This is a genomic window from Salinicola halophyticus, assembly GCF_003206695.1.
GTDB lineage: Bacteria > Pseudomonadota > Gammaproteobacteria > Pseudomonadales > Halomonadaceae > Salinicola > Salinicola halophyticus.
This window is the reverse complement of the sequence record NZ_PZJN01000007.1, coordinates 179,226-205,406: the sequence shown is the minus strand read 5'-3', so window position 1 is coordinate 205,406 and position 26,181 is coordinate 179,226. Positions and strand designations below refer to the sequence as shown.

The window sequence follows — 26,181 nt, the reverse complement described above, 5'->3', positions numbered from 1 at the left end:
GTGGGAGTTGAAATTTGAGTACCGAGACAGGATGAAAGGCGGGAAGGCATTCCCACAGAGCCAAGAACGGTGGCGATTTCTGGGCCATGGCAGGACGGCTCGCGCCGTTTCACTCCAGGAGCGTGGCCAGCCTAGCGGCCAGAGCGTGGGCATGATCGGCATCGATGACGTTAGTGAAGCTCAGCAGCATCCCGGACTGTCGTGTCGGTGTCAGGGTCCACGCGGACAGCGCGTGCCCACCCAGCCCGGCGCTGGCGGCCCGGCTCGCGATCGCCACGTCATCGATATCGTCGGCTAGCCTGACCAGCAGGTGCATTCCGCCGGCCTGAAGATCGATACGGATGCGATCGCCCAGGTGATGCTCCAGCGCCTGGCGAAGGTGTTCCCGACGGACTTTGTAGAGCGCCCGCATCCGCTTGAGATGGCGGGCGAAGTGCCCTTCTTCGATGAAATCCGTGACGACCGCCTGGCTCAGCGTCGGGCAGCCATGGCCCAGGCGCTGCATCGCTTGCTGAAAGATCGCGACCTGAGAGAGTGGCACCACCAGGTAGGCCAGTTTGATGGCGGGAAACAGAACCTTGCTGAAAGTGCCGGCATAGAGCACGCGGTCATCGTGATCGAGACTCTTCAGTGCCGGTACGGGATGGCCGTGGTAGCGATATTCGCTATCGTAGTCGTCCTCGATGATCCAGGCGTTTTCACGACTTGCCCACGCCAATAGGGCCTGGCGCCGGGCCAGCGTCATCGTCACGCCAGTGGGGCTCTGGTGAGTGGGCGTGACGACGGCGAAGCGGGCGCTGGTGGCGCGGGATTCGTCTTCGACGTTCAATCCCTCTTCGACGTTCAATCCCTCTTCGACGTTCAATCCTTCGGCGTCGACGCCCACCGGCGTCAGGTGCATCCCCTCGTTCAGCAGTCGTTCTCGCGCCATCAGATAGCCCGGCTCCTCGAACCATCCGCTGTCGCCGGATTTCAGCAGCGCCCGACAGATCAGACCCAGACTGTCCCGGTAGCTGTCGGTGATGAAAATCTGTTCGGGCTGGCAGGCGATGCCGCGCGATACGCCAAGATAGGTCACCAGGGCGCGCTTCAGCGCCGGGTGGCCCGTCGGCGGCGGGTAGTTGAGTTCGGCGCTGGTCTGGGCTCTCAGTCGGCGATGGGTCAGGCGTGTCCACAACTTGTTGGGGAAAGCGTCCAGCGCCGGAAGCCCCAATTGGAACGGTAGCGGAGGTGCAAGACCAGGCTTTGGTTCCTGTCCGGTCGCCGTCTCCGGTGTCGCCGCCGGTTTCGTGGACTCGGGCAGGTGTGGCGAGACGATCGTTCCTGCCGGACCTCGCGGCAGAAAATACCCTTCGCTGACCAGCAGCTGATAAGCCAGCTCGACCGTCCCGCGCGACAGGTTCAGCTCGCTGGCGAGACTGCGTACCGAGGGCACCCGTTTGCCGGGTGGCAGGCGCCCGTCCGCCATCGCTTCGCGCAGGCGCTGATAGAGCTGCCGGTAGATCGGCACGTTTTGCGTGCGGTCGAGCCGAAGTTGCGTATTGGACATGCCGATGTCCCAGAAGATCGAAGACGTCTTGGCGCTGCCAAGCGGGTCTGTCCGATTCTACCCTGGCTGCTCCACCAGGAGGATGTCCGATGACGACCGTTCGACTATTACCGGTGACCACGGAGCAGGAGTGTCTGCGCTGCTTCGATGTCATGCGTGAGCTTCGCCCGCATCTCGACGCACCGCAGACCTTCGTCAGCCAGATCATGCGCCAGATGGCCATGGGGTATCGGCTGTTGGCGGCGTGGAAGGAGAATCGGGTCGTCGGACTGGCGGGCTATCGCTTGACCGAAAACCTGCTGTATGGCCGCTTCGTCTATGTCGACGACCTCGTCGTCAGCGCAGCAGGCCGACGTCACGGTTTGGGTGCCCGGTTGATCGCGGCCGTGCGCGAGCAAGCGAGAGCCATGTCGTGTCGTCATCTGGTGCTGGATACCGGGCTGGGCATGGCGCTGGCACAGCGCTTCTACTTTCGGCAGGGCCTGCTTTCCCGAGGCATGCACTTCGTGGAAGCCTTGAGCGTCGAGGAGATGGCATTGTGACGATACCCACACTGCTCGTGACCGCCAGCCCGCACCGCGAAGAGGCCTTGGGGAACCGCCTAGCGCGGAAGATCGCGGCGCGAAAGGGAGGCGACCTGCTGGTACGGGATCTCGCCGCCGAGCCGCTGGCGCCGTTGACGGTGGACTACGTCCGGGCGCTGACGCTGCGCGATCCCTTGCCTCGCTCGAGCGCGACGCTTGAGTTATCCGAACGCCTGATCGAAGAGCTCGAATCCACCGACCGGCTGATCATCGCGACCCCCATGCATAATTTCGGCATGCCAGCGGCGCTGAAGCTCTGGGTCGATTACGTACTGCGCATCCATCGAACCTTCGCGCCGGCTCCGCAGGGCAAGGTTGGCCTGCTGGCGGACCGGCCGACGCTCGTCATCGTCAGTTCCGGCGGCTTTCACCGCACCGGAGAGTCGAAACAGCCCAATTTTCTCACCCCGCATCTCGACGCCGTGCTGAGTACGCTAGGCATTCGAGCGCCGGAATTCGTGTATCTGGAAGGCCTGGTCAGCCGACGCGCCGCTCCCGAAACGAGGATCGCAGAGGCGGTCGCCGTGTTGGGCGACGCTTGGTACTGACGGCGCCCGGCCGATGCGTCGACATCGCCCTTCGCGACCCGCAGCGACAAGGCTTGCTCCGTCGAGAACTGTCAGCCTAGCTCGCCCGAGAGGTTAGCATTGCGGATCTCCGGCGCCATCAGGGCGTTCAGAGTGATCGTCGATCCTGGCCGGCCTTGCGTCACCTTTCTGTCACGCTCATGCGCCAATCTGCCGAGGAATCAGCCACCAATCACGGCCTGATCCATCTTCATTCAGCGGAGAAGGGGAGGAAGCGAGCATGGCCAATCCGGCAGCCAGCGGTAATCCGACGATACTCGGTGATTCCGGAGGGGGATTGCGGACAAGTCTCTTTTTCGGCGTTCTGCTTGTCGCCACGACGGGTTATTTCCTCGTATGGGGGCTGGGCTACATTCGCGGCGACAATACGCTTTTGTTCGTGCTGGCCACGTTGTTTGGCGTATTCATGGCGTTCAATATCGGCGGCAACGACGTCGCCAATTCATTCGGCACCAGCGTCGGCGCCGGCACGCTGACCATCAGGCAGGCGCTGTTCGTGGCGGCGATCTTCGAGGTCAGCGGCGCGGTCATCGCTGGCGGCGAGGTGACCTCGACCATTCGTGGCGGGATCGTCGATCTCGGTGGTATCCAGGTAGCGCCTCTCGACTTCGTCTACATCATGATGTCGGCGCTGATTGCCGCGGCAATCTGGCTGCTCTTCGCGTCGCGCAAGGGGTATCCGGTTTCGACCACACACTCCATCGTCGGCGCGATCGTCGGCAGCTCGATCACGCTTGGCGTCCTGATCAACGGCAGCGACTCCGCGCTGGACCTGGTCCAATGGGGGCAGATCGGTCAGATCGCGATTTCCTGGGTGCTGTCGCCACTACTGGGTGGCGTGGTCGCCTACCTGCTCTACTCCCAGATCAAGAAGCACATCCTCTCTTACAACGAAATGGCCAAGAGCGAACTCACCGCGGTTCGCGAAGAGAAACGGCAGCATAAACGTGAGCATAAAGCGCGCTTCGAACGGCTTTCGGAAATTCAACAGATCGCTTACACCCACGCGATGGCGCGAGACATGCAGACGGTGAACGAGGGCGATTACGGGACGGAGGATCTGGAGTCCGAGTACTACCGCGACCTGCACCAGATCGACGAGAAGCGGCGCCAGATCCACTCCCATCGCGCGCTGGAGAGCTGGGTGCCCATGGTGGCCGCGCTGGGCGCCATGATCATCTCGGCAATGCTGCTGTTCAAGGGTCTGAAGAACATGCAGCTTGGCCTGAGCACGCTCGATAATTACCTGATCATGGGAATGATCGGCGCCGTGGTGTGGATGGCCACCTTCATCTTCGCCAAGACTCTCAAGGGCGAGTCGCTGGATCGCTCGACCTTCCTGATGTTCAGCTGGATGCAGGTATTCACCGCCTCCGGCTTCGCCTTCAGCCATGGCTCCAACGATATCGCCAACGCCATTGGTCCGTTCGTAGCGATTCTCGATGTGCTGCGAACCGGAGCGATCGCCGACGAAGCCACGATCCCCCCACTGGCGATGCTGACCTTCGGTGTGGCGTTGATCGTCGGGCTCTGGTTCATCGGCAAGGAAGTGATCAAGACCGTCGGCGAGAATCTGACCAAGATGCACCCGGCGTCCGGTTTTTCCGCGGAGCTCGCCGCCGCCGCCGTGGTGATGCTCGCCTCGATGCTGGGCCTGCCGGTTTCCAGCACCCACATTCTGATTGGCGCCGTGCTCGGCATCGGCATGGTCAACCGTCAGACCAACTGGGCACTGATGCGGCCCATTGCCCTGGCCTGGATCATCACGCTGCCGGCCGCAGCGCTGATGGCAGCGATCGCCTTTCTGATACTGAGAACCGTGCTTTGATCGCTTCAACAGACGTTCGGAGTCGAATCGGCGAGCCAGCAACTCACTTTCTGACTCGCCGAGAGCGTGCATCGGTATCGTGAAAGCCTCGCGCCTCGATCGAGCGCTCACTCCACCCCCAGATAGATCATCAGGCAGGCGCCGGGCAGATCGGGAATCCTGAGCGGCAGATAATCGAACTCCCGGTTGCTGCCATCCGGCAGCTGCATCGACTTGCGACCACTGCCAAGGTCGAGCACGTCCTGTTCGGCCCAGAGTTCGCGAAAGACGTCGCTCGCCTCGAGCAGGTCGTCGATCAACTGGCGCATGCGCGGATCGCCGGCGTAACGCGTGGCCTGACTACGAAAGATCGACACCAGCGTGCGGGCGGATCTAAGCCAGTCGGCCTCGTGCGTTTCGATGCGCTTCTGGGTAAAGACCCACCAGAGCTTGTTGCGCGGATGCTTATCACCAGTGCGCTCGATATCGAAGAGCTGCGCCGCGGCCTGGTTCCAGGCGATCACTTCCCAGTAGGCGTCCATGACGTAGGCCGGGTCCGGCTCCATTCGGTCCAGCAGACGCTGAAGGATCGGGTTGATCGTCGAGCCATTGTCGATGGCGCGCGGCGGTGCCGGCCGCCCCGCCAGCGCATAGAGGTGTTCGCGCTCGGTTTCGGTCATCAGCAGGGCGCGCGCGAGACAGGCCAGCGCCTGATCGGAAGGCTGAACGTTGCGCCCCTGTTCCAGTGCGGTGTACCAGGCCGTGCCCATGCTGGCGCGAGTGGCGACCTCTTCGCGGCGAAGGCCGGGCGTGCGCCGCCGACGACCCGGCGGAAGTCCCGCCAATTCCGGCGTGACGGCGGCGCGTCGGGTGCGCAGGAATTCGCCCAGTGAGGGCGCGTTTGAAGCGGAGGAAGACATGCAGCGTCGCTTTAACCTGTCATTGGTAAACGTAGGATAACGTCGGGGATTATGTAGGATCAGCGGACATATTAGGGTTTTCGACAGGGATTGGAAATCAATCGGACGACGGATCGGAGATTCTGGATGACCTGCTATCCGCGCATCACGCTGATCATCGGCTCTGATGGCCGGGCCGAGCTGGGCGTAGTCCCATTCGAGCCCCCCGAAAACACGGCGGCGACCGACGTGGTGGAGGCCATGTCAGAAACCCCACTGAAGACAACGGAATACATCCCGCCGGAAATGCTGCTTCTGGACGGCGCCGGCGCGCTGCAACGCGTGGCGGACCATATCGCGGCGATCCATGGGCGACTCGATCTGCTGATCCTGGATGCCGATCCACGCTCGAGTGAACCCGCGCCGGAATCACCGCTCGTGCGTCGCAGCCTTCCGTTTCGCTTTCATCTGTTGGCACCGCTTTTGCTGCTGTCGCCCTTGCTCGAGCGCTCTCGAACCGGGCGCGTGGTGGTGTTCCACACGGGCGATGCCGAGCGTGCGGCCTGCGGGGTCAGGCATCTCGGCCCATGGGCGGAAAGCGCCGGGATTCGGCTCGAGTCCGTCTCGCTGGCCGCCACCATGACCGAGCGCATCGGAAACAGGGTGATGACGGATCTGGTCAGGCGCCTGGACGACGAAATCGATGGATATGCCGAGGAGGGAGTGAATATCCGCACCCCCGCGGACGCCGCGAACAGTCGGGTGAGTGTCGCCCTTTCTCGCTCATCGAAGAGGTCTAAGCTCGAAGTTGGTTCATAACGATAAACGCAACCGTGACCCGAGGCTCGATATGCAATGGACGATCAATGGCCAGGTTCGGGAGGCCGAGGTGGATTTCCGAACGTCACTGCTCGATCTGCTCCGCGAGCAGTTCCAGCTCAGCGGCACAAAGAAGGGCTGCAACCAGGGCGCCTGTGGCGCCTGCACCGTGCTGGTCGACGGTGAACGCATCAACGCCTGTCTGGCGCTGGCGGTTCAGTATCAGGGCCGTACGATCACCACGGTCGAAGGGTTGGCCGAGAACGGTACGCTGCATCCGGTGCAGGCGGCGTTCATCGAACACGACGGCTTCCAGTGCGGTTACTGCACGCCGGGCCAGCTCTGCTCGGCGGTGGGCATGATCGGCGAACTCGAGCGTGACCATCCCAGCGCCGTCACGGCCGACCTGGCGGCGAACGGGATCGAATGGAATCGCGACGAGCTGCGCGAGCGGATGAGCGGCAATCTCTGTCGCTGCGGCGCCTACAACGGCATCGCCGACGCGATTGCCGCCGGGCTCGCCAAGGAGCTGGGTGAGGAGCTGGGTGAGGAGCTGGATGAGGAGCTGGGTGAGGAGATAGCGCGATGAACGCCTTCGATTATCAGCAGGTCGCTGACAGCGAACAGGCGATCGAGCAGGCCGTGCGCTCCCGGCGAGCGAAATATCTGGGCGGCGGCACCAATCTGGTCGATCTGATGCGCGAGACCGTCGAGCGTCCGCAGGCCCTGATCGACGTGACGCGACTCTCCCGCGATATCGACGAGACCGCCGAAGGCGGCCTCATCATCGGCGCTGCCGTCACCAATTCGGCGTTGGCCGGCGATGCTCGCGTGCGCAGCCGCTATCCGGTACTGGCCCGCGCGATTCTGAGCGGCGCCAGCGCGCAGATTCGCAACATGGCGACCGTCGGCGGCAACCTGCTGCAGCGCACGCGCTGCGCCTACTTCTACGACGTGGCGGCCCGCTGCAACAAGCGCGAGCCGGGCGCGGGCTGCGATGCGCTCGAGGGTTTCCATCGCTATCACGCCATCCTGGGTACGTCGCCATCCTGCATTGCCACGCATCCCTCCGACATGGCGGTGGCGCTCGCGGCGCTCGACGCTCGCATTCATCTGCGCGGCCCCGAGGGGGAAAGGCAGCTGGCGATCACCGAGCTCCATCGCGAGCCGGGCGAGCGGCCGGATCTCGAAACCGAACTGCAGCCCGAGGAGCTGATCGTCGCGGTCGAGTTGCCGCCGCTGCCGATGGCGGCCCGTTCGAATTATCGCAAGGTGCGCGACCGCGCCAGCTACGCCTTTGCGCTAGTGTCGGTGGCGTCCATGGTCGAACTCGACGGCGAAACGATCCAGGACGTACGCCTGGCACTGGGCGGCGTGGGGACGAAGCCGTGGCGTGCGTTGCGGGTAGAAGCGGCGCTGCGTGGCCAACCGGCGACCGAGGCGACGATTGCCGCCGCCGTCGACGCCGAGCTGACCGAGGCCCGGCCGCTGCCGGGCAACGCCTTCAAGGTCGAACTGGCACGACGAACGCTGATCGCGGAGCTGTCGCGGCGTATCGCCGATGCGCGTAATGGAGGTGAGGCATGAGTGCTCTCGATAAAGAACGATCGGGCGATAACCAGCCGGCGGGCGTCGCCCTGGCCGGCGATTACTGGCGCCCGGAGGGCGGGCCGGATCCGCTGAGCGAGAAAGGGCGAATCGGAATCGGCGCGCCATTGTCGCGTGTCGATGGGGCGGAGAAGGTCACCGGTAGCGCGCGCTTTGCCGGCGAGTTCACCTTCGAGGGCATGGTCTACGCCGCGCTGGTCTACAGCGCCATCGCCAACGGCCGGATCCTGAATATCGATCGGCGGGAAGCCGAGGCGATGGGTGGCGTGGTATTGGTGATGACCCACGAGAATGCGCCGCGACTCAATACGCCGCCGGTGTTCCTGCGCTCGCCCAACGGTGCCGCCGGCGACGATCATCCGATCATGCAGACCGATCGCGTCCACTGGAACGGCCAGCCGGTGGCGCTGGTGCTGGCCGAGACCCAGGAACAGGCCGATGCCGCCGCCGAAAGCATTCGCGTGGATTACGCGGCGGAGCCGGCGATGACCGATTTCGAGCTGGCGAAGACCCACGCGCGTCGGCCGGACAACGTGCTGGGCGGGCCGGCGGAGATCACGGTCGGCGATGCCGACGCCGCGTTCGAAGCGGCAGCACACCAAATCGATGCCACTTACACCACGCCGCGCCACAACCACAACGCCATCGAGCCTCATGCGCTGACACTGGTCTGGACGACTGGAGATGGGGATGAGAGTGGGCGCGAGGGTGAAACGCTGCGGATTCACGATGCCTCCCAGTGCGTCGATCTGGCCGTGGCGTCGCTGGCCGAGGTGTTCGGCATCGAGACCTCGCAGATTCACATCACTTCACCGTTCGTGGGTGGTGGCTTCGGCGGCAAGGCGCTGTGGCAGCACCAGATTCTGGCCGCGGCGGCAGCGAAGCTCGCGGATCGCCCGGTACGGCTGGCGCTGTCGCGCGAGGGCGTCTATCGCGTCGTCGGCGGGCGGGCCTGCACCGAACAGCGGGTGGCCCTCGGCGCGGACGAGCAGGGCAGGCTGCAGGCGCTCATTCATTCCGGCATCGCTGCGATGACGCAGCACAACAACTTGCCGGAGCCATTCTTCCAGGCGACCAAGTGCCTGTATGCAGCCGACCATATCCGACTGTCGATCGACGTTGCGGACATGCAGATGCTCGCCAATACCTTCATGCGCGCGCCGGGCGAATCGGTGGGCTCCTTCGCGCTGGAATCGGCGCTGGACGAACTCGCCGATCAGCTCGGCATGGATCCGCTGGAACTCAGACGCCGTAACGAGCCGGAGCGTGATCCCACCAGCGGACTGGCGTTCTCCTCGCGCCACCTGCTGGAAGCGGCTCGCAGCGGCGCCGAGCGCTTTGGCTGGTCCGAGCGCAGCGCGACACCCGCTAGCCGGCACGAGGGTGAATGGCAGATCGGCCTGGGATGCGCCACGGCCACCTACCCCTATATCCGCATGCCCGGCGCGGCGGCACGCATCACGCTCACGCCTGACGGCGCGACCGTTGGCATCGCCGCGCACGAGATGGGCATGGGCACGGCGACGGTGCAGACCCAGGTCGCCGCCGCGCGGCTGGGGTTGCCGGTGGAGAAGATCGCTTTCCACTATGGCGATTCGCATCTGGCCGGAAGCGTGCTGGCGGGCGGCTCGCAGCAGACGGCGGCGATCGGCGGTGCGGTGATCGCGGCGCAACGGGCGCTGGTCGCGGAACTGCTGGCGCTGGTGGGGCAGGATTCGCCGCTGTCCGGTCTCTCGCCGGACGAGATCGAATGCCGGAACGAAGGCCTGGGCGCCATCGGCAATGGCTCGCGTTTCGAGACCTACGCGCAGATCCTGGCGCGTGCCGGGCAGAGCGAACTCTCTGTGCAGGCGGACGCCGCCGGGTCGGAAGAGCTCGCCAACTGGTCGATGCACTCCTTTGGCACCATCTTCTGCGAGGCGGGTGTGAATTCGGTGACCGGCGAGGTACGCATACGCCGTCTGCTGGGGTCGTTCGACTGCGGCCGGATTCTCAACACCAAGACGGCGACGAGCCAGTTCCGCGGCGGCATGATCATGGGTCTCGGTCTGGCGTTGATGGAAGAGACGCTGTTCGATCCGCGCAGTGGCCGAGTGATGAACCCGAGCCTCGCCGACTATCACGTCCCGGTACAGATGGACGTGCCGGAGATCGAGGTGATGTGGACTGATATTCCCGACCCGCACACGCCCATGGGCGCCCACGGCATTGGCGAGATCGGCATTACCGGCGTCGGCGCGGCAGTGGCCAATGCCGTCTACAACGCCAGCGGCAAGCGCATTCGCGATCTGCCGATCACGCTGGACAAGCTGCTGTAGCCGATCGACGACGGTTTCGGTTTGCCCGGTTTTTGCGCATGATTGCCGGCATCGTTTTCCGCGCCCGACGATGCCCGTCGGCGCGCACTGCCGAGGATCGAAATCGTCATGAAAGGAATCACGTTGGGAGTGTCGTTGCTGTTGCTGGGCTCATCGAGTCTGGCGTTGGCGGAGGGCGATGACGGCGATGTTCGCGGTGCCGTCGATCCGGTCATCGAGTCGCTGATGCGCCAGCAGAGCATTCCCGGCATGGCGGTGGCGGTGGTGCGTCCGCAGGGCACGCAGATTCTGAATTACGGCGTCGCCGACCGTGATGGCGGGGCATCGGTCGATGACGAGACGCTGTTCGAGATCGGCTCGCTCAGCAAGACGTTCACCGCCACGCTGGCAGCGCTCGCCGCCGTCGAGGGCAAGCTCGATCTCGAGGCGCCGGTCAGTCGTTATCTGCCGACGCTCGAGGGCAGCGCGTTCGACGAGATCACCGGGCGCAATCTGGGCACGCATACCACCGGCGGTCTACCGCTGTTCGTGCCCGATGAGGTGACGGACCGTGACTCGCTGATGAGCTGGTTCCGTCAGTGGCAGCCGACCGAGGCGATCGGCGAGGTGCGCACCTACTCCAACCTGGGTATCGGTCTGCTCGGCGTGGAGACGGCGGCAAGCCTGGACAGCGAGTTCGTGCCGGCGATGCGGGCGCACGTGCTGGATCCGCTGGGATTGCAGCACACCTGGTACGACGTTCCCGATAGCCAGATGGCCGATTACGCCATGGGCGAAAGCAAGGATGGCCAGCCCATTCGCGTGGCGCCCGGCGTGCTCGATGACGAGGCCTACGGCATCAAGACCACCGCCGGCGATCTGGCCAGATTCGTCCAGGCCAATCTCGGTCTGCTCGAGATCGATGACGACCTGAAGCAGGCGATCGACACCACGCGCCACGGTTATTTCCAGGTCGGCGACATGACCCAGGATCTGATCTGGGAGCAGTATCCGCTGCCGGTCTCGCTGGATACGCTGCTGGCGGGCAACGGCTACGACATGATTCTGAAGCCCAATAAGGCCGAGGCGATCGAGTCATCTCGGTCATCGCAAGCTCAGGCGCCGCGGGACGACGTCTGGATCAACAAGACCGGCTCCACCAACGGCTTCGGCGGCTACGTCGTTCTCGTACCCGGCCAGCAGACCGGACTGGTGATGCTGGCCAACAAAAACTATCCCAACGATGCGCGCGTGAAGGCAGCCTACGAGATGCTGTCGAAGCTGAACGTGATCGATGGCGGCGATGCCGGGCACTGAGTAGGCGCCCGGCCTGGCTTCATCAGCGTTCCGGGACGGGGCGGCAGAATCAACGATTCACGTCGACCACGAGTCTGCCCCGAACCTGGCCGGCGAGAAGCTGATCGGCGGCCTCGATGGCGTCGCTCAGGCCGATGTCTCGTGAAATCTCGTCCAATACGGCGGCGTCGATATCCCGCGCCAGTCTGGCCCAGGCCCGCTCCCGCTCTTCCCGGGGGCGGGTGACGCTGTTGATGCCCAGCAGGCTCACGCCACGCAGAATGAAAGGCGCGACGCTGGCGGGAAAGTCCATGCCCTGCGCCAGTCCGCAGGCGGCGACCAGGCCGTCCGGCTGAATCTGCGCGCAGACGTTGGCCAGGGTGTGGCTACCCACGGAATCGATGGCGGCGGCCCAGCGGGCTTTCGCCAGCGGCTTGCCCGGCTCCGACAGACTCTGGCGGTCGATGATCTCGGCGGCACCCAGGCGTTCGAGGAAGGCGGCTTCCTGCGGCCGCCCGGTGGCCGCGATCACCCGGTAGCCACGCTGTGCCAGCAGGGTGATGGCGAAACTGCCGACGCCGCCGTTGGCGCCGGTTACCAGCACCTCGCCGCTCGCCGGTGTCAGGCCGTGCCGTTCAAGTGTCAGCAGACTGAGCATCGCCGTGTAACCGGCGGTGCCGATGGCCATGGCCTGGCGGCAGTCGAGCGTTTCCGGCATTCGCGTCAGCCAGTCGCCGTTGACGCGTGCCTGCTGCGCCAGCCCGCCCCAATGCCTCTCGCCGATACCCCAGCCGTTGAGCAGAACCCGGTCGCCGACACGCCATTCGGGATGCTCGCTGTGCTCGACGACACCGGCAAGATCGATGCCCGGCACCATGGGGAAGTGGCGCACGATCGATCCCTTGCCGGTAATTGCCAGCGCATCCTTGTAGTTGAGCGTGCTCCACTCGATGCGGATATGGACGTCTCCCGCCGGCAACGAGGCTTCGTTCACCGGCTTGAGGCTGGCGTTGCTTCGACCGTTTTCCTGTTCCACCACAATGGCATTGAACATCGACATGGCATCGAACATCGAGTTGTCCTTCTATTCGGCGTAATCCTGATTCATCGAGAGCAAACATGAACGCCCGCCCTGGCTTCTACCAAGGCGGGCGTTCATGTTTGTGCGGTAGCCATCGATCCCGCTCAGCTGCCGCTGGTTTCCGGTTCCGAGCTAGGCGCTGCAGGCGTCGTGGTGAGATCCGGTTCGGTGAGCTCGAGCAGTTCACGCGACATCGCACGAGCGTCGTACAGCAGCTGCGGATTGTCGGATAGCGCCTTGCCGAAGGAAGGAATCATCGCCTTCAACTTGGCTTGCCATTCGGGGCTTGCGATCTGCTCGGGAAAAACCTTTTCCAGCAGCGTGAGCATGATCGAGGGCGCGGTGGAGGCACCCGGCGAGGCGCCCAGCAAGGCGGCAATGGAGCCTTCCGCGCCGGTCACCAGTTCGGTACCGAACTGCAGAGTGCCGCCCTTGCCTTCGACATCCTTGATCGTCTGCACCCGCTGGCCGGCAGTCCAAAGTTTCCAGTCGTCACGCTGAGCTTCCGGGTAATAGTTCTGGAGCTCCTTGAACTGGCCGCTCTCGGACATGCGCAGCTGGCTGATCAGATAACGCACCAGATCCATGTTGTTGATGCCGACCTTGGTCATCGGCCACAGATTGTTGGGCGTCACCGAGCGCATCAGATCGGTCCAGGAGCCGTTCTTGAGAAACTTGCTCGAGAAGGTGGCAAACGGCCCGAACATGATTGCCGGGGTGCCATCGAGGATGCGCTTGTCGATGTGCGGCACCGACATCGGCGGCGAGCCGGCCGGCGCGAGGCCATAGACCTTGGCGTCGTGCTTGGCGACCACTTCCGGGTTGGTCGTGAAGAGGAACTGCCCACCGACCGGGAAACCGCCGTATTGCCGTGCTTCGGGAATACCGGACTTCTGCAGTAGCGGCAGCGCCGCGCCCCCGGCGCCGATGAACACGAACCGCGCGTTGACGCTGCGCTCGTTTTCACCGTCGCTGGTATTGGCCACAGTGACTTTCCAGCTGCCGTCCCGGTTGCGCTCGAGATCGCGAACCTGGGTATTGACGGAAAGGTGGAAATTGTCGCGGCGGGCCAGCGAGTTCATCATCTGGCGGGTAATCTCGCCGAAGTTGACCTCGGTGCCGATCGGCATGCGGGTCGCGGCCACGGGTTCATCCGTATCGCGGCCGGTCATGACCAGCGGAATCCACTCGGAAATCTTCTGCGGGTCGTCGGAATAGTCCATCCCGGCATAGAGCGGATTCTGGCGCATCGCCTCAAAGCGCGTCTTCAGAAACGATACGCGCTCGCCGCTCCAGACGAAGCTCAAGTGCGGAACGGTATTGATGAAGGAGCGCGGATTGGCCAGCACGCCTTCACGGACCTGGCTTGCCCAGAACTGACGTGAAACCTCGAACTGCTCGGTAATGGTGATGGCTCGCTGAATATCCACGCTGCCATCGGGTTGCGGCGAGGTGTAGTTCATCTCGGCAAACGCCGAATGCCCCGTGCCGGCATTGTTCCAGACGTTGGAGCTCTCTTCGGCGGCCTTGTCCAGACGCTCGTAGAGGTGGATGGTCCAGTCGGGCTGCAATGACTGAAGCAGAGTTCCCAAGGTGGCACTCATGGTGCCGCCGCCGATGAGGACGACGTCGACGTTTTGGGTGTCGCTGGATTCGGCTCCAGACTGGGTCTGCAGGCTGGAACAGAATGTCATGCCGTGGCGCAATTTCATGAAGGTTCTCTGTCTGATGGATACGGACAGGCGCGAACGCGACTAGGGCGACAGTTTAATGAGGTCGCGGCGTTAGTGCCATGATTATGACAGAGGCCAGATACGGCGGTGTACGTCGGAAACGTCTCTTTGTTCAACAAAATCATCGTTCTGTCAGGAAATGACGGATTTTTACAACATCGATGGATGTACGCGGCGCTCGCTACCGTTAGAGGATAGGATGTCGCAGAGAAAGCCGCCATTCAAGCGGGCCCAGGCGCCGTTCGAATCGTTCGAGACGTCCAAATCGTTCGCGACGTCCATAGGGGGCCGGCTGCTTTCTTCGGTCGGCTTCGAGCGAGCCGGCTGCCACCATTGAAACGCCGAGGGAAATGACATGACACGACAAACCGCCTGCTGTCTGGCGATGGCATGGGTCGCGCTACTGATCGCCGGATGCAGCCAGCAGCGAACACTCTCAGGCAGCGAGCCGACAGCAAACGCTTCGCCGGTGACCGAGATCCGTTATCAGGTCGGGCCGTGTCATGGCATGTGCCCGGTCTACAGCGTCGGCCTCAGTGAGGACGGCACCACCCGCTTCCATGGCGAGCAGTTCACGGCTCTCGAGGGCGAGCGGGTACGGGTCAGCGATCCCGGGCGCTTTGCGCTTGTCAAACGCCAGCTTTCTTCGTGGCAGCCAGCCATGGGAACAACAATCGACACGCCGGACTGCGGCCCGCGTGCGACGGATCTTTCCCACTACACGGTGACCTGGACGAACAGTGAGGGTGAACAGGCCGTGCTGAACCATGACAGCGGCTGCCACTCGGAAGACGCTCGGAGGTTGACGGAAGTGCTTCGTTCCGTGCCCAAGACGGTGGGAATCGAGGCGTGGGTCGGGCGTTGAGGCGGAGTTAGCGAACGTTACTTTATTGGCCGAATCGGCCGATGACGAAGTCAACGAAGCTCTTCAACTTGGGTGAGGGATAAGGGGTTGGCAGATAGAGTAGATGGAGCGGTCGTGGCGGTGGCAGGTTGTCCTGCAACAAACTGACGAGCGTGCCGGCTGCGATATCTTCCGCCACCAACGCCTCCGGCAACAATACGATGCCCATGTCGGCCAGCGCCATGCGCCTGAGGGCCGGCGCATTATCGGCTTGGTGTAGACCACCAACCGGCACCACGATATCGCTACCCGAGTCCCGCAGTTTCCATTCTCGCCGAGGCGAGCGCCACGCTGCGCCCACCTTGTAGCTGTAGAGCAGACAGTCATGGGCCGCCAAGTCACTCGGACACCGAGGTGTGCCTCGTGCCTCGAGATAGGTGGAGCTGGCGCAACATGCCAGACGCTGTGATCGTAACGGACGGGCGATCCAGCCCGCTTCCTGAGGCTTTCCGATGCGAATCGCGGCCTCGAATCCCTCGTCTACAAGATTCACCAGTCTATCGCCGACCGAGATATCAAGGCTGACCCGAGGATAGTGTCGGGTGTAATCGGTGAGTGCCGGCATTAGCTGATCGACGCCAAAAGCCAGCGGCACGGAGACGCGCAATTGGCCGCTGGGATCGGCAACGGCCGCCTGGGCCATTGCCTGCGACTCTTCGACCCTGGCGAGTATCTCGACGCAACGGGCATAGTAATCGACGCCGAATTCGGTCAGATGCTGCCGCCGCGTGGTGCGATTGAGTAGCGTCATGCCCAGATGCGTCTCGAGCGCTTTCAGATGATTACCGACCATGGTCGTGGAGAGTTTCTGCTCGTTGGCTGCCGCAGTGAGGCTGCCGCGATCCACGATCAAGACGAACAAATGCATGGCTTTGAATAGATTCATTATCAACTTTTCATGGTAAGTGATTCAATTTCTGGTCCGTTTATCAATATATATCAGGTTTATAGAGTGGAGATGCGTGAGGCGGTGAACCGATACCGTCGATTGATCTCATCCCGAGGGACGTATTGATGAAGAGTTATCGTTTCGACTCACTCGATAGCCTGGACAGTCTGAGCTTGCATGAAGAACCACGGACCTCACCGCAACGCGGCGAGCTCCTGCTGCGCGTGCGAGCCGTATCACTGAATTATCGCGATATCGCTTTGGTTGAAGGCACCTACCTTCGGCCTGGGCGTGCAGGCTTGATCCCGGTCAGCGATGCCGCTGCCGAAGTAGTGGCGGTCGGTGAGGAAGTTGAAGAGTTTCGCGTCGGTGATCGTGTCATGGGCAGTTTTACCCCTCGCTGGTTCGGCGGCCCCCGACTGCCGGGGCGTGCGGAGGGTTGCTATGGTAACCAACTGGACGGTTGGCTCACGGAGTACAAGGTGGTCTCGCAGGAGGCGGTAGTGAGGCTGCCGGATGCACTCTCGTTCGAAGAGGGCGCGACGTTGCCGTGCGCTGCGGTGACAGCGTGGAATGCGCTCGCCGGCCCACGACCCATCCGCGCGGGGGATACGGTATTGACGTTGGGTACTGGCGGTGTATCTCTGTTCGCGGTGCAGTTGGCGCGCGCTCTGGGGGCTCGGGTCATCGCCACGACCTCTTCCCCGGGAAAGGCCACACGTTTGAAAGCACTGGGTGCCGATGCGGTGGTCAATTATGCCGAACAATCCGATTGGGGCGCGGCCGTACGCGAGCTGACGGATGGGCGTGGGGTGGATCGCATTGTCGAAGTGGGTGGCCCGGCTACCGTTGGTCAGTCGTTGAAGGCGATCGCCTTCGATCAGGAAATCGTTCTGGTCGGCTTCCTGGGACAAGAGAACCCCGGCATTGACTATTTTGACCTGATGACGAGTGGGGCGCGGATTCGCTCGGTGAACGTGGGGGACCGACCGATGCTGGAGGCCGTGGCCCACGTCGTCGCATGCCATGCTATCGCACCCATCATCGATCGAGTCTTCCCTTTCGTAGAAGCGAAAGGTGCTTTCGAGCATCTCCAGCAAGCTCGTCATATCGGCAAGGTCGTGATCCGTGTCGGCGATTGAGGCATCGAGGTCGTAATGCTGACGTAGCGTGGGTGTCGCGGGCATTCGACCATTCCGAGCTTGACGAATGGCAATTCGTTTAGCATGCTAACTAGGCGTCGCGGCAGAACGTCGCAGGGCGTCTTTTTATTCCAGTAGTGGTCATGAAAGAGGAGTGGTCATGAAAGCGTTCAATAAACTGTTTTCGATGTTGGCCGCCATCGTTGTCTCCGCCGTATTGCCGTTTTCCATGGCTGCGGAGAGCGAAGCCAGCCAGCATCAGAATTCCTACAGTGGCACCAGCGTTACCTCCTCCGTGACCAGCGAGGATAAGCAGGACGACGAGCCGGTCTGAATGCCGCGTGAAGGTGTCGAATGATCGAGAGCCCCGGTATCAGACCGATAGCGGGGCTTTCTCGTGTTCCCGGGCCGGTCTCTAGCGCTAAAGTCGGCTGGCAGTGAACGCCAGCGCAGGCGAGGATGGATTCACTTTCCCCGGCGGAGCCTTGCCCATGCCTGTCTATGCCTATTTCGATGCGGTACCGACGCTACCGGACGACAACCGTTACTGGATCGCGCCGAGCGCCCATGTCATCGGTCAGGTCGAACTGGAAGCGGACGTGGGCGTGTGGTTCAACGTGGTGATTCGTGGCGACAACGATCGGATCGTGGTCGGCGAGGGCAGCAATATCCAGGAAGGCTGCATGCTGCATACCGATCCCGGTTTCGTGCTGCGTGTCGGTCGTGGCTGCACCATTGGCCACCACGCGATCCTTCACGGCTGCACACTGGGCGACAATACATTGATCGGCATGGGCGCGACCGTGCTCAACGGCGCCGAGATCGGCAACAACTGCCTGGTGGGTGCCAACGCCCTGGTGACCGAGGGGAAATCCTTTCCGGACAATTCGTTGATCGTCGGCGCGCCGGCCAAAGCCGTGCGCACGCTCGATGACAAGGCGGTCGAGGGATTGAAAGCGTCTGCCGCGCACTACGTCGAACGCTGGCAGGCATTCGCTCGCGGGCTGAAACGTCTGGACGTCGATTGACGTTCGCCTCCCGATCCGGCTTGCCCGAACCGTCGTCTCGCCGCGCTTGCCATCGAAACCATGACGAAACCCTCGCTGTCGGCGAGGGTTTCGTGTTTTTACAGCTACAGTGTCTAGGGCGCGAGACAACCGCGTTCGAGGAGAGAACATGACTATCGATTACACCACCGACGAACCCGATCGGGAGTCGCTGCGCGACATTCCTGGCCCGGCAGTCGTTGAATTCGGCGCGCCCTGGTGCCCTTGGTGTCAGGCTGCCCAGCCACTGATCGCCGAAGCGTTCGAAGGGCTCGATGATCTGCCGCACGTCAGGATCGAGGACGGCAAGGGCCGACCGCTCGGGCGTGCATTTGGCGTCAAACTCTGGCCGACGCTGATCTTCCTTCGTGACGGCGAAGAGGTTGCGCGTTGCGTGCGGCCGGAGTCGGCAGAACCCTTGCAGCAGGCGTTGGCGAAAATCGTCACGTCTCCTTGAGAATTTCCGCTACGCTTGGCGCTCTCGCCCGTTTCTTGACCGACCGATAGAGGATTCTTCGTGGCCGCAGGCAGTCTACTGACACTACTCGACGATATCGCCACGTTGCTCGACGACGTCTCCCTCATGACCAAGGTGGCCGCCAAGAAAACGGCAGGTGTTCTTGGCGACGATCTTGCGCTCAATGCCCAGCAGGTCACCGGCGTTCGCGCCAACCGTGAACTGCCGATCGTCTGGGCGGTGGCGAAAGGGTCGCTGCGCAACAAGCTGATTCTGGTCCCGGCGGCGCTGTTGATCAGTGTGATTGCGCCGTGGTTGATCACGCCGCTGCTGATGGTGGGCGGTGCGTTTCTCTGTTACGAAGGCGCGGAAAAGCTGGCTCACAAGTTTCTGCACGGTGGTGCCGAGGCGAGCAAGGAAGACGTCCGAGCTGCCGCGCAGTTGAAATCGAAAGAGGAGCGGCTGGCGTTCGAGAAGGACAAGATCAAAGGCGCCGTACGCACCGATTTCATTCTCTCGGCGGAGATCATCGCCATCACGCTCGGTTCGGTGGCGAGTGCCAGTTTCACCCAGCAGGTCGTGGTCCTGGCGATTATTGCGATTGCCATTACTGCGGTCGTCTACGGCCTGGTAGCCGGTATCGTCAAACTCGACGATCTCGGTCTCTATCTCACCGAGCGAGCCTCGTCGCTGGCGAAATCAATCGGTCGCGGGATTCTGTGGGCCGCCCCCTATCTGATGAAGCTGCTGTCGATCGTCGGCACCATCGCGATGTTCCTGGTCGGCGGAAGCATCCTGACGCATGGCGTCCCCTTCATTCACCATGCCATCGAGGATCTTGCCGAGCTCCCCGGAGATATCCCAGGCGTCGGCGCGATCATTCAACCGCTGACGCCGATGCTGTTGAACTTCGGCTGCGGTCTGATCGCCGGCGCGATCGTGCTCGGCGTGGTGCAACTGATCAAGAAACTCAGATCCGGCAACGGGCACTGACGAATGGCCTGGTCACCCGCCGTGCGAGTGATCGGGGACACCTTTCACTCCGCGAGCAGGGCGCGCTCCAGGGCAAACACATGGGCGTCCTCGAACCCCAGCTCGCGCAGCGCCGCGGCGAGGTTGAGCAGATAGTCCCGGTTGGGGCCGCTCGGGCCATGCGATTCAGCGATCTGCCGGGCCATGGCTGCTTCATCGGCGGGGCCGAGATAGGCGGCGTTATCCTCCCCGGCCAGATACACCACACCCTCGGCCTGTTCGACATCGTCTGCGGAGCCATCCTCGAAGCTCATCTCTGTCACGACGCGCAGATAGCCGTTCTTTTCGCGGATATCCAGCGGCTCGAACACGCTGGGGGGAATGCGGTAGGCCATGCCGTGGCAGATGGCCTCGGCGTCCGGCACTAGCGTCACCACCCGCCCCGGGGCTTCCGGCGTGCCGCGATGGTCGTGAGAGCCTTGCCAGAAGCGCCGCGTCCAGCCGCGAATCGAGGCCGGTCGACGCTCCAGATAGTCGAAATCCGCCTTCCAGATCAACGATCCGTAGCCGAACAGCCATACCGAGTCGTGGTCGTCGAAGTAGGTCATCCGACGGTTGTGGGCAGTGGTATCGAAAGACATGGGACTCCGGTGTGAAACGCTGAAGAATGGGCAATATGCGGTGGCAAGCGGTGTATCTCAAGGCCGGTCGCTGGCAGCTGCCTCTGCGACTCGCTGACGACACTCCCTGCGGATTTGACAGCCGGCGTGATGGTGCCATGTTGAAGCTTTGTCATCTTTAAAGCTCTATCATCTTTGGAACTCTATCGCCGTTGAAACTCCGTCTTCGCTTCCAGGAGCTAGCATGGCCAGTCAAAAACGGATCATCGAGACGCTGATGCAACGCCATGGGCGAACCTTCGCCAGTGAGCTGGGCGTCGACCTGCGCAGGAACACGCCGTCACCGCTGTTTCGTCTGCTCTGCTACTCGCTGCTGACCAGTGCGCCGATCAGTGCCGATCTGGCGATGCGCGGTGCCAAGGCGATGGCCAAGGCCGGCTGGACGACGCCGCAGAAACTGAAGGCCAGCGACTGGGCAACCCGGGCGCGGGTGCTCAACGAATCCGGCTATGCGCGCGTCGACGAAAAGACGGCTACCCAGCTGGCGGATATGAACGCCGCACTGCTGGAGACGTACGGCGGCGATCTGCGCAAGCTGCGAGAGGAAGCGGAAGGGAGCCCGAAGGCGCTTCGCAAGCGACTCAAGGCGTTCAAGGGGATCGGTGGCACCGGGGCCGATATCTTTCTGCGCGAGATCCAGCTGGTCTGGGACGAGTGCTATCCCTACGCCGACAAGGCCGCGCTTTCCGCCGCCGAGAAGCTGGGACTCAAGGCCGATGCCGCCAAGCTAGCCAACAAGGTCTCGCGGGAGGATTACCCCAAGCTGATGGCGGCACTGGTACGCTGCAAACTGGCCAAGGACACTCAGGGCGTGCGGGACGCAGCCGAGGCCTGAGCTTTCGTCTGCGCCGCTGATTGATTTACCACTGGCGCTGGGAGTCGCTCAGCCACTTGCCGGCCGGCCCGATACCGTCGGTACACCAGGGTTCGCTCAAGCGTGTGATGAAGAAACGGGTCTTTTTGCCGAAGGCCCGGTTCAGCCGAGAGCGCAGGAACTCGATCGGGTCGGTCGACTCGATCAGCCAGGTCGTGCGAAACAGCGGTATGGACTCGAAGCGTTTGAGCATCGATTCCAGTCGGTGGCTGTCCATTCTTCCCAGCGGCCTGTCGAATGTCAGGCAATAAATGCCCATGGCATGCTCCTTGCTGCCGAGTTGGCCCAATTTCATTCACGTCTAACCAATTCAGGGTAGACCGATCGGCGATGGGTTGTCTTCAACACCGGTGAAATCTTGCCAATCATTGTTGAGACACGCGGTCATCGATCGTTGCTGGAGTCACGGCTCTCTTTGGGCAACACGAGATTGAGCACGATCGACGCCAGTGCCCCCGGGATCAGCCCCGACTCCAGCAGTACCCCGATCTGCTGGGGCGCGCCTTCGTACAGCCCGCTTTGAGCCGGCAGACCGATTGCCAGCGCCAGGGAAATGCCGACGATCAGCATGTTGCGCTTGTTGAAGGCCGCGTGGGAGAGCATTTTCACCCCGGCGCTGGCGATCATGCCGAACATGATGATTACCGCTCCGCCCAGAACGGCAGCCGGAATCGCCGATACCAGCGCGCCCAGTTTGGGAACCAGACCCGCCAGGACGAGAAACCCGCCGCCGATGGCGACGACGAAGCGGCTTGCGACACCGGTGAGGGCGACCAGACCCACGTTCTGACTGAAACTGATCTGAGGGAAGGCGCCGAAGAGTGCCGCGAAGCTGCTGGAAAGACCGTCCGCCATCACGCCACCGGACAGTTCGCGTTTGGTGGCCTCGCGCTCGGCACCGCCGATCGCCGTGCCGGAGATATCGCCGATCGATTCGGCGCAGGTAACCACCGACATCAGCGTGATCGCTACAATCGCCGCCGGATCGAAGCTGATGCCGATTTCGAACGGCATCGGCAGTTGGAACCAGCTTGCCTCTCCGACCTTTGAAAAATCGAGCAGACCGAAAGGTGCCGCGACCACGCAGCCGACCAAAATGCCGATCAGCACCGCGGCTTCGGAGAGAAACCCGCGGCAGAACTGGTGAAACGCCACCGTGACGATGAAAACCAGCGCGGCCAGCAACAGATGGTGGGGGGCACCGAAATCCTCGGCACCGACGCCGCCGCCGACGTAGGCAAAACCGACCGGCAGCAGCAAGATGCCGATCAGCAGCACGAAGGTGCCGGATACCACCGGCGGGAAGAAGATGCTCAGGCGTTTGTAGAAAATCCCTACCACCGCCATGGCCAGGCCGCCGATCAGCGCCCCGCCGAAGACCGCCGGCAGGCCCTGGGCCGCGGCGATCGGGATCATCACCGGCACGAAGCCGAAACTGGTCCCCATCACGATCGGCAGGCGCGCCCCCAGCGGGCCGATACCCAGCGTCTGGACCAGCGTGGCAATGCCTGCCACGAACATCGCCATCTGCACCAGGAACACGGTATCCGCACCGGACAGGCCCGCGGCGCCGGCGATGATGAGTGGCACGGCAGCATTGCTGACGAACATCGCCAGCACATGTTGTATACCAAGTGGAATGGCTTTTCTCAGCGGCGGGAAATAGTCGACGTCGCGTAACCGACTTTCGCTGTCTTTAGCATGGTGGCGGCCTTGGCTGTCCGAATTTCGACGCGCCGCGGCGGTGTCATGAGTCATTGAATACTCCAAAGTCTTTTGTTGTTGTCTCTCTTTGGTGATCTACTCTAGAGCGTTTTTGTGTACAAAAAAAGTCGCTGAACCGGCAAGAGGCGACCGGTACGATTTCATGTCTCGCGTTCGTTTGGCCACCAGTGCGCCAGGGCGGACTCCGCCTGAAGCTTGATGTCTTCATCGATGTAGATCGACACCGCCACCAGCGCTGCGGCCAGGACGCTGGCATCGTCGGTGAAGCCGACACCGACGATGAAATCGGGAATCGCGTCCAGCGGCGAGATGAAATAACCCAGCGCACCGATGATGGTCGATTTGGCCCAGAACGGCACGTCGGGGCGCCTGAGCACGAAATAGAGCTGCAGCGCTTTCAGGGCCACCTCGCGGCCGGCGCGCTTGCCGAAGCGAGTCAGCTTGCGCCAGAAGCGCTCGTCGCTGTAGACGCCCTGATGCGCACTCACGTCCTGAGGGGCGACGGCCTCTGTTTCGAGGGTCTGTGTCTCAAAGTCCTGTGTCTTAAAGGCCTGTGTCATAAGGGGCCGTGTCTCGCCGGGCTCCGTCGGCAGCCGAATGGTGTCGTCGTGCACGATATCGCCCGGAGCTTCGGGCGTTCGCCCGCGAAAAAGTCGGTCACGGTTAAACAGGGGCATGATGGCGATCCGTCGTGGCAGGCAGTCGCTACAGTCTAGTGAGAACGGCGGAGGCGGCACAACGATCGCGGAAAGCGTCCGTGACGGTTCGCGCCTGACATGATGGACGCCGGCTTCTTCGCCGGGTAGATCACGCCGATGGCGTGGCGCCACAGTGAATTCCTATTCATCGGTGGCTGCGAACCGCCCCCGGCGTCCTGCCCGTGGCGCGCTTGAACGCGCGACTGAACGCGGCTTGAGACCCGTAGCCCAGGCGCCAGGCAATCTGGTCAATGGATAGCTGCCGCTCGGCGATCCACTGCGTGGCCAGGCGCATCCGTAACTGGGTGACGTAGCCGAGCGGCGAGACGCCTAGCGAGCCGCGGAAGCGTTCGGCGAACACCGAGCGCGAGCTGCCCATTTCTGCCGCCATCGCAGCGACCGTCCAGTCGCGTCCGGGCTCGCGGTGGACGGCGGCGATAACCTTGCCCAGGCGCGGGTCCCGCAATGCCTCGATCCAGCCGCCGATATCGGCGCAGTCGCACTCGACCCAGCCTCGCACGATGCTGGCAGCCACCACGTCGGCCAGCCGCGAGAGAATGCCGGCGGCGCCGGCCCGCTCGAGACTCGCTTCGCGCGCCATCGCCTCCAGCATCGGCAGCATCTCCGGGTAGCGCGAGAGCAGGGTGCCGACATGCATCACCGCGGGCATCAGCGTCAACAGCGGCTGCATACCGCCCAGATCGAACTGCATGCAGCCGCTGAACAGGCGTACCGGTGGCGTGCCGTCCAGCGTGTCGGGGCATTCATTGACGCAACTGAAGTCATCACACAGCGGCAGCGCGTCGATCTGTTCGATGTCGCGGCTCTTTACCTCGGACGAGGAGAGCAGGCAGTGCTGGCCGCCCCGGGGCAGCAGCACGGCATCGCCTGTCTCCAGAATCTGTTCGTCACCGCCGAGCCGCAGCAGGACAGGCCCCTGGGCGACGAAATGAAATTGCGCACAGCGGATATCGGTATCGAAACGGATGCCGAAAGGCGGGGCTATCTGGACGCGCCGATAGTTCAGCCCGGACAGACGCATGCCTAGCAGCAGCTCATTGATCCATTCGCTGGAGCGCAACGGGGCATCGACGGGCGCAATGATTTCGGACTTTTGATCAATCATGCCGGAGTTTTAGTGATAGAGGATCCTACGATACTACTTTAGTCTAGGCGTCATCCCAAGTCTTGATTGGAATCTCGAAATGACGACGCCAAAAACTCAATTCTCGACGCCCGAGCCGCCCACGCCATCGCTTTGGGTCGCCGTGTTTTCACTGACGATGGGCGTTTTCAGCCTGGTGATGGCGGAATTTCTGCCGGCCAGCCTGCTGACCCCGATGGCGGACTCGCTGGCCATCAGCGAAGGTCAGGCCGGGCAGGCGGTCACGGTGACGGCAGTGGTCGCGCTGCTCTCCGGCTTGCTGGTGACCTCCGTGACGCAGCGACTCGATCGTCGCCACGTGCTGCTGGGATTCTCCGTGCTGATGATCGCCGCCAATCTGGTGGTCGCGTTCGCGCCGCACCTGGCCTGGCTGCTCGTCGGCCGGGTACTGCTCGGCGTGGCGCTGGGCGGGTTCTGGGCACTGTCCGCCGCTACGGTGATGCGGCTGGTGTCGGAGCATGACGTGCCGCGGGCGCTGTCGCTGCTGTTCACTGGAGTCCCCATCGCTACCATCAGCGCCGCCGCGCTGGGCAGCTATCTCGGCGATATGATCGGCTGGCGCAACGTGTTCCTGCTGGCGACGGCGCTGTCGATCGTGACGCTGGTTCTGCAGTATTTCACCCTGCCGCGAATGGAGCCCGGACGGCCGACGCCGCTGGGTACGCTGGTCAGCGTGATGAAGCGACCGGGCATGGCGGCCGGCATCGTGGCCATTCTGCTGGTGTTCTGCGGCCATTTCGCGTTCTTCACCTATGTCCGTCCGTTTCTCGAAGGCGTTTCCCGCATGGGCATCAACGAGCTCTCGTCAACCCTGCTGGCGTTCGGCGTCGCCAACTTCATCGGCACGTTGGCCGCGGGTTACCTGCTCGAGCGGAGCCTGCGTCTGACACTCTTGATGATGCCGCTGATCATGGGCGTGATGGGCTGGTTGCTGGCCACGCTGGGCGGCTTCTCGATGACCACCGACGCCATCATGGTGGCGCTGTGGGGCTTCGCCTTCGGCGCCGTGCCGGTTGCCTGGTCGACCTGGATCACCCGGATCGTGCCGGACGAAGCCGAGAGCGGCGGTGGCTTGATCGTGGCCTCGATTCAGTTGGCGATCGCGCTGGGGGCTGCCGTCGGCGGGGTCATGTTCGATATCAGCGGCGTGCTGGGCGTGTGCGCGACGGCCGGCACGCTGTTGCTGGCCGCCTCTGCGCTGATCCTGGTGGCCGTCAGGACGCGGCCGGAGGCAGCGGCCGATCGCGATGCCGTGGCGACCAGCTGCCAGTAACGAGTGACGAAGGCTGCAGTCCGGCCGACCGGGCCGGATGACCATCGCGGATGGCCGTCGCGAATGAATGGCGCGGATGGCTAGCGTGAGTGAATG

26 protein-coding genes are annotated in these 26,181 nt (G+C 63.0%); 16 read left to right on the top strand and 10 right to left on the bottom strand.

Going from position 1 to position 26,181, the window contains the following annotated elements:
• Positions 1–109: 109 nt before the first annotated feature.
• Complete coding sequence (pdxR, locus tag DOM58_RS12230) at positions 110–1,549, bottom strand: MocR-like pyridoxine biosynthesis transcription factor PdxR (RefSeq protein WP_110693085.1); 1,440 nt, start codon at positions 1,547–1,549, stop codon at positions 110–112.
• Positions 1,550–1,638: 89 nt separating this feature from the next.
• Between pdxR and DOM58_RS12225 the strand changes: the two genes are divergently transcribed.
• From DOM58_RS12225 to DOM58_RS12215, 3 genes are all read left to right on the top strand, one after another.
• A complete protein-coding gene (locus DOM58_RS12225) occupies positions 1,639–2,091 on the top strand; it encodes a GNAT family N-acetyltransferase (RefSeq protein WP_110693084.1) in 453 nt (150 codons plus the stop codon).
• Positions 2,088–2,681: an FMN-dependent NADH-azoreductase gene (locus tag DOM58_RS12220; protein ID WP_157957536.1), complete on the top strand. Its 594-nt coding sequence runs from the start codon at positions 2,088–2,090 to the stop codon at positions 2,679–2,681. Before DOM58_RS12225 ends, DOM58_RS12220 begins: the two co-directional genes overlap by 4 nt.
• A 259-nt stretch (positions 2,682–2,940) precedes the next feature.
• Positions 2,941–4,548, top strand: coding sequence for an inorganic phosphate transporter (locus DOM58_RS12215; RefSeq protein ID WP_110693082.1), 1,608 nt, complete (start codon positions 2,941–2,943; stop codon positions 4,546–4,548).
• 107 nt (positions 4,549–4,655) lie between these two features.
• On the opposite strand, the gene DOM58_RS12210 is transcribed toward DOM58_RS12215, so the two are convergent.
• Positions 4,656–5,447, bottom strand: a complete 792-nt coding sequence (locus DOM58_RS12210) for a helix-turn-helix transcriptional regulator (protein WP_110693081.1) — start codon at positions 5,445–5,447, stop codon at positions 4,656–4,658.
• A 126-nt stretch (positions 5,448–5,573) separates the two neighbouring features.
• On the opposite strand from DOM58_RS12210, the gene DOM58_RS12205 reads away from it, so the two are divergent.
• The 5 genes from DOM58_RS12205 (at position 5,574) to ampC (ending at position 11,467) form a co-directional block, all read left to right on the top strand.
• Positions 5,574–6,245, top strand: coding sequence for a hypothetical protein (locus DOM58_RS12205; protein ID WP_110693080.1), 672 nt, complete (start codon positions 5,574–5,576; stop codon positions 6,243–6,245).
• Between the two features lie 31 nt (positions 6,246–6,276).
• The gene (locus tag DOM58_RS12200) at positions 6,277–6,834 is read left to right on the top strand and encodes a 2Fe-2S iron-sulfur cluster-binding protein (RefSeq protein WP_110693079.1); all 558 of its coding nucleotides are present in this window, start codon (positions 6,277–6,279) and stop codon (positions 6,832–6,834) included.
• Positions 6,831–7,832: an FAD binding domain-containing protein gene (locus DOM58_RS12195; RefSeq protein WP_110693078.1), complete on the top strand. Its 1,002-nt coding sequence runs from the start codon at positions 6,831–6,833 to the stop codon at positions 7,830–7,832. Before DOM58_RS12200 ends, DOM58_RS12195 begins: the two co-directional genes overlap by 4 nt.
• A complete protein-coding gene (locus DOM58_RS12190; RefSeq protein WP_110693077.1) occupies positions 7,829–10,171 on the top strand; it encodes a xanthine dehydrogenase family protein molybdopterin-binding subunit in 2,343 nt (780 codons plus the stop codon). Before DOM58_RS12195 ends, DOM58_RS12190 begins: the two co-directional genes overlap by 4 nt.
• A 108-nt stretch (positions 10,172–10,279) precedes the next feature.
• On the top strand, positions 10,280–11,467 hold the full coding sequence (ampC, locus tag DOM58_RS12185) for a class C beta-lactamase (RefSeq protein ID WP_110693076.1): 1,188 nt from the start codon (positions 10,280–10,282) through the stop codon (positions 11,465–11,467).
• Positions 11,468–11,516: 49 nt separating this feature from the next.
• Here the strand turns inward: ampC and acuI are convergent, their stop codons facing one another.
• Both acuI and mqo read right to left on the bottom strand, forming a co-directional pair.
• Entirely contained in the window at positions 11,517–12,518 is a 1,002-nt protein-coding gene (gene acuI, locus DOM58_RS12180; RefSeq protein WP_342588593.1) for an acrylyl-CoA reductase (NADPH), read from the bottom strand.
• Between the two features lie 113 nt (positions 12,519–12,631).
• Positions 12,632–14,239, bottom strand: coding sequence for a malate dehydrogenase (quinone) (gene mqo, locus DOM58_RS12175; protein ID WP_075560566.1), 1,608 nt, complete (start codon positions 14,237–14,239; stop codon positions 12,632–12,634).
• A 376-nt stretch (positions 14,240–14,615) separates the two neighbouring features.
• Between mqo and DOM58_RS12170 the strand changes: the two genes are divergently transcribed.
• Complete coding sequence (locus DOM58_RS12170) at positions 14,616–15,125, top strand: DUF6438 domain-containing protein (RefSeq protein ID WP_110693075.1); 510 nt, start codon at positions 14,616–14,618, stop codon at positions 15,123–15,125.
• A 22-nt stretch (positions 15,126–15,147) separates the two neighbouring features.
• On the opposite strand, the gene DOM58_RS12165 is transcribed toward DOM58_RS12170, so the two are convergent.
• Entirely contained in the window at positions 15,148–16,050 is a 903-nt protein-coding gene (locus DOM58_RS12165) for a LysR family transcriptional regulator (RefSeq protein ID WP_110693074.1), read from the bottom strand.
• A gap of 176 nt (positions 16,051–16,226) precedes the next feature.
• On the opposite strand from DOM58_RS12165, the gene DOM58_RS12160 reads away from it, so the two are divergent.
• From DOM58_RS12160 to DOM58_RS12145, 5 genes are all read left to right on the top strand, one after another.
• Complete coding sequence (locus tag DOM58_RS12160; protein WP_223162175.1) at positions 16,227–17,195, top strand: zinc-dependent alcohol dehydrogenase family protein; 969 nt, start codon at positions 16,227–16,229, stop codon at positions 17,193–17,195.
• Positions 17,196–17,355: 160 nt separating this feature from the next.
• Positions 17,356–17,529 carry a hypothetical protein gene (locus tag DOM58_RS17485; protein ID WP_157957535.1) on the top strand — a complete coding sequence of 58 codons (174 nt, stop codon included), beginning with the start codon at positions 17,356–17,358 and terminating at the stop codon, positions 17,527–17,529.
• A gap of 157 nt (positions 17,530–17,686) precedes the next feature.
• Positions 17,687–18,223: a gamma carbonic anhydrase family protein gene (locus tag DOM58_RS12155; RefSeq protein ID WP_110693072.1), complete on the top strand. Its 537-nt coding sequence runs from the start codon at positions 17,687–17,689 to the stop codon at positions 18,221–18,223.
• Positions 18,224–18,371: 148 nt separating this feature from the next.
• A complete protein-coding gene (locus DOM58_RS12150) occupies positions 18,372–18,698 on the top strand; it encodes a thioredoxin family protein (protein ID WP_110693071.1) in 327 nt (108 codons plus the stop codon).
• A 60-nt stretch (positions 18,699–18,758) separates the two neighbouring features.
• Positions 18,759–19,691, top strand: coding sequence for a DUF808 domain-containing protein (locus DOM58_RS12145; protein ID WP_110693070.1), 933 nt, complete (start codon positions 18,759–18,761; stop codon positions 19,689–19,691).
• 44 nt (positions 19,692–19,735) lie between these two features.
• On the opposite strand, the gene DOM58_RS12140 is transcribed toward DOM58_RS12145, so the two are convergent.
• Entirely contained in the window at positions 19,736–20,311 is a 576-nt protein-coding gene (locus tag DOM58_RS12140) for a gamma-glutamylcyclotransferase (RefSeq protein ID WP_075560571.1), read from the bottom strand.
• Positions 20,312–20,534: 223 nt separating this feature from the next.
• Here DOM58_RS12140 and DOM58_RS12135 point away from each other — a divergent pair, with 223 nt between their 5' ends.
• The gene (locus DOM58_RS12135; RefSeq protein ID WP_223162174.1) at positions 20,535–21,185 is read left to right on the top strand and encodes a hypothetical protein; all 651 of its coding nucleotides are present in this window, start codon (positions 20,535–20,537) and stop codon (positions 21,183–21,185) included.
• A 25-nt stretch (positions 21,186–21,210) separates the two neighbouring features.
• Here the strand turns inward: DOM58_RS12135 and DOM58_RS12130 are convergent, their stop codons facing one another.
• The 4 genes from DOM58_RS12130 to DOM58_RS12115 form a co-directional block, all read right to left on the bottom strand.
• Positions 21,211–21,483 (bottom strand): hypothetical protein, encoded by a 273-nt coding sequence (locus DOM58_RS12130; protein WP_075560573.1) that lies wholly within the window; start codon positions 21,481–21,483, stop codon positions 21,211–21,213.
• A 125-nt stretch (positions 21,484–21,608) separates the two neighbouring features.
• The gene (locus tag DOM58_RS12125; protein ID WP_110693069.1) at positions 21,609–22,982 is read right to left on the bottom strand and encodes a uracil-xanthine permease family protein; all 1,374 of its coding nucleotides are present in this window, start codon (positions 22,980–22,982) and stop codon (positions 21,609–21,611) included.
• A 107-nt stretch (positions 22,983–23,089) separates the two neighbouring features.
• Complete coding sequence (locus DOM58_RS12120) at positions 23,090–23,509, bottom strand: YkvA family protein (RefSeq protein ID WP_110693182.1); 420 nt, start codon at positions 23,507–23,509, stop codon at positions 23,090–23,092.
• Between the two features lie 283 nt (positions 23,510–23,792).
• Positions 23,793–24,773, bottom strand: coding sequence for an AraC family transcriptional regulator (locus DOM58_RS12115; protein WP_110693068.1), 981 nt, complete (start codon positions 24,771–24,773; stop codon positions 23,793–23,795).
• A 79-nt stretch (positions 24,774–24,852) separates the two neighbouring features.
• Between DOM58_RS12115 and DOM58_RS12110 the strand changes: the two genes are divergently transcribed.
• The gene (locus DOM58_RS12110; protein WP_110693067.1) at positions 24,853–26,085 is read left to right on the top strand and encodes an MFS transporter; all 1,233 of its coding nucleotides are present in this window, start codon (positions 24,853–24,855) and stop codon (positions 26,083–26,085) included.
• Positions 26,086–26,181: the final 96 nt, after the last annotated feature.

Coding starts and splice junctions, on each gene's coding strand:
- DOM58_RS12205 (WP_110693080.1), top strand. CDS start 5,574: ATGACCTGCTATCCGCGCATCACGCTGATCATCGGCTCTGATGGCCGG.
- DOM58_RS12215 (WP_110693082.1), top strand. CDS start 2,941: ATGGCCAATCCGGCAGCCAGCGGTAATCCGACGATACTCGGTGATTCC.
- DOM58_RS12120 (WP_110693182.1), bottom strand. CDS start 23,509: ATGACACAGGCCTTTAAGACACAGGACTTTGAGACACAGACCCTCGAA.
- DOM58_RS12150 (WP_110693071.1), top strand. CDS start 18,372: ATGACTATCGATTACACCACCGACGAACCCGATCGGGAGTCGCTGCGC.
- DOM58_RS12155 (WP_110693072.1), top strand. CDS start 17,687: ATGCCTGTCTATGCCTATTTCGATGCGGTACCGACGCTACCGGACGAC.
- DOM58_RS12135 (WP_223162174.1), top strand. CDS start 20,535: ATGGCCAGTCAAAAACGGATCATCGAGACGCTGATGCAACGCCATGGG.
- DOM58_RS12110 (WP_110693067.1), top strand. CDS start 24,853: ATGACGACGCCAAAAACTCAATTCTCGACGCCCGAGCCGCCCACGCCA.
- DOM58_RS12115 (WP_110693068.1), bottom strand. CDS start 24,773: ATGATTGATCAAAAGTCCGAAATCATTGCGCCCGTCGATGCCCCGTTG.
- DOM58_RS12225 (WP_110693084.1), top strand. CDS start 1,639: ATGACGACCGTTCGACTATTACCGGTGACCACGGAGCAGGAGTGTCTG.
- ampC (WP_110693076.1), top strand. CDS start 10,280: ATGAAAGGAATCACGTTGGGAGTGTCGTTGCTGTTGCTGGGCTCATCG.
- DOM58_RS12170 (WP_110693075.1), top strand. CDS start 14,616: ATGACACGACAAACCGCCTGCTGTCTGGCGATGGCATGGGTCGCGCTA.
- acuI (WP_342588593.1), bottom strand. CDS start 12,518: ATGTTCGATGCCATGTCGATGTTCAATGCCATTGTGGTGGAACAGGAA.
- DOM58_RS12190 (WP_110693077.1), top strand. CDS start 7,829: ATGAGTGCTCTCGATAAAGAACGATCGGGCGATAACCAGCCGGCGGGC.
- pdxR (WP_110693085.1), bottom strand. CDS start 1,549: ATGTCCAATACGCAACTTCGGCTCGACCGCACGCAAAACGTGCCGATC.
- mqo (WP_075560566.1), bottom strand. CDS start 14,239: ATGAAATTGCGCCACGGCATGACATTCTGTTCCAGCCTGCAGACCCAG.
- DOM58_RS12210 (WP_110693081.1), bottom strand. CDS start 5,447: ATGTCTTCCTCCGCTTCAAACGCGCCCTCACTGGGCGAATTCCTGCGC.
- DOM58_RS12140 (WP_075560571.1), bottom strand. CDS start 20,311: ATGTCTTTCGATACCACTGCCCACAACCGTCGGATGACCTACTTCGAC.
- DOM58_RS12200 (WP_110693079.1), top strand. CDS start 6,277: ATGCAATGGACGATCAATGGCCAGGTTCGGGAGGCCGAGGTGGATTTC.
- DOM58_RS12130 (WP_075560573.1), bottom strand. CDS start 21,483: ATGGGCATTTATTGCCTGACATTCGACAGGCCGCTGGGAAGAATGGAC.
- DOM58_RS12165 (WP_110693074.1), bottom strand. CDS start 16,050: ATGAATCTATTCAAAGCCATGCATTTGTTCGTCTTGATCGTGGATCGC.
- DOM58_RS12125 (WP_110693069.1), bottom strand. CDS start 22,982: ATGACTCATGACACCGCCGCGGCGCGTCGAAATTCGGACAGCCAAGGC.
- DOM58_RS12195 (WP_110693078.1), top strand. CDS start 6,831: ATGAACGCCTTCGATTATCAGCAGGTCGCTGACAGCGAACAGGCGATC.
- DOM58_RS17485 (WP_157957535.1), top strand. CDS start 17,356: ATGAAAGCGTTCAATAAACTGTTTTCGATGTTGGCCGCCATCGTTGTC.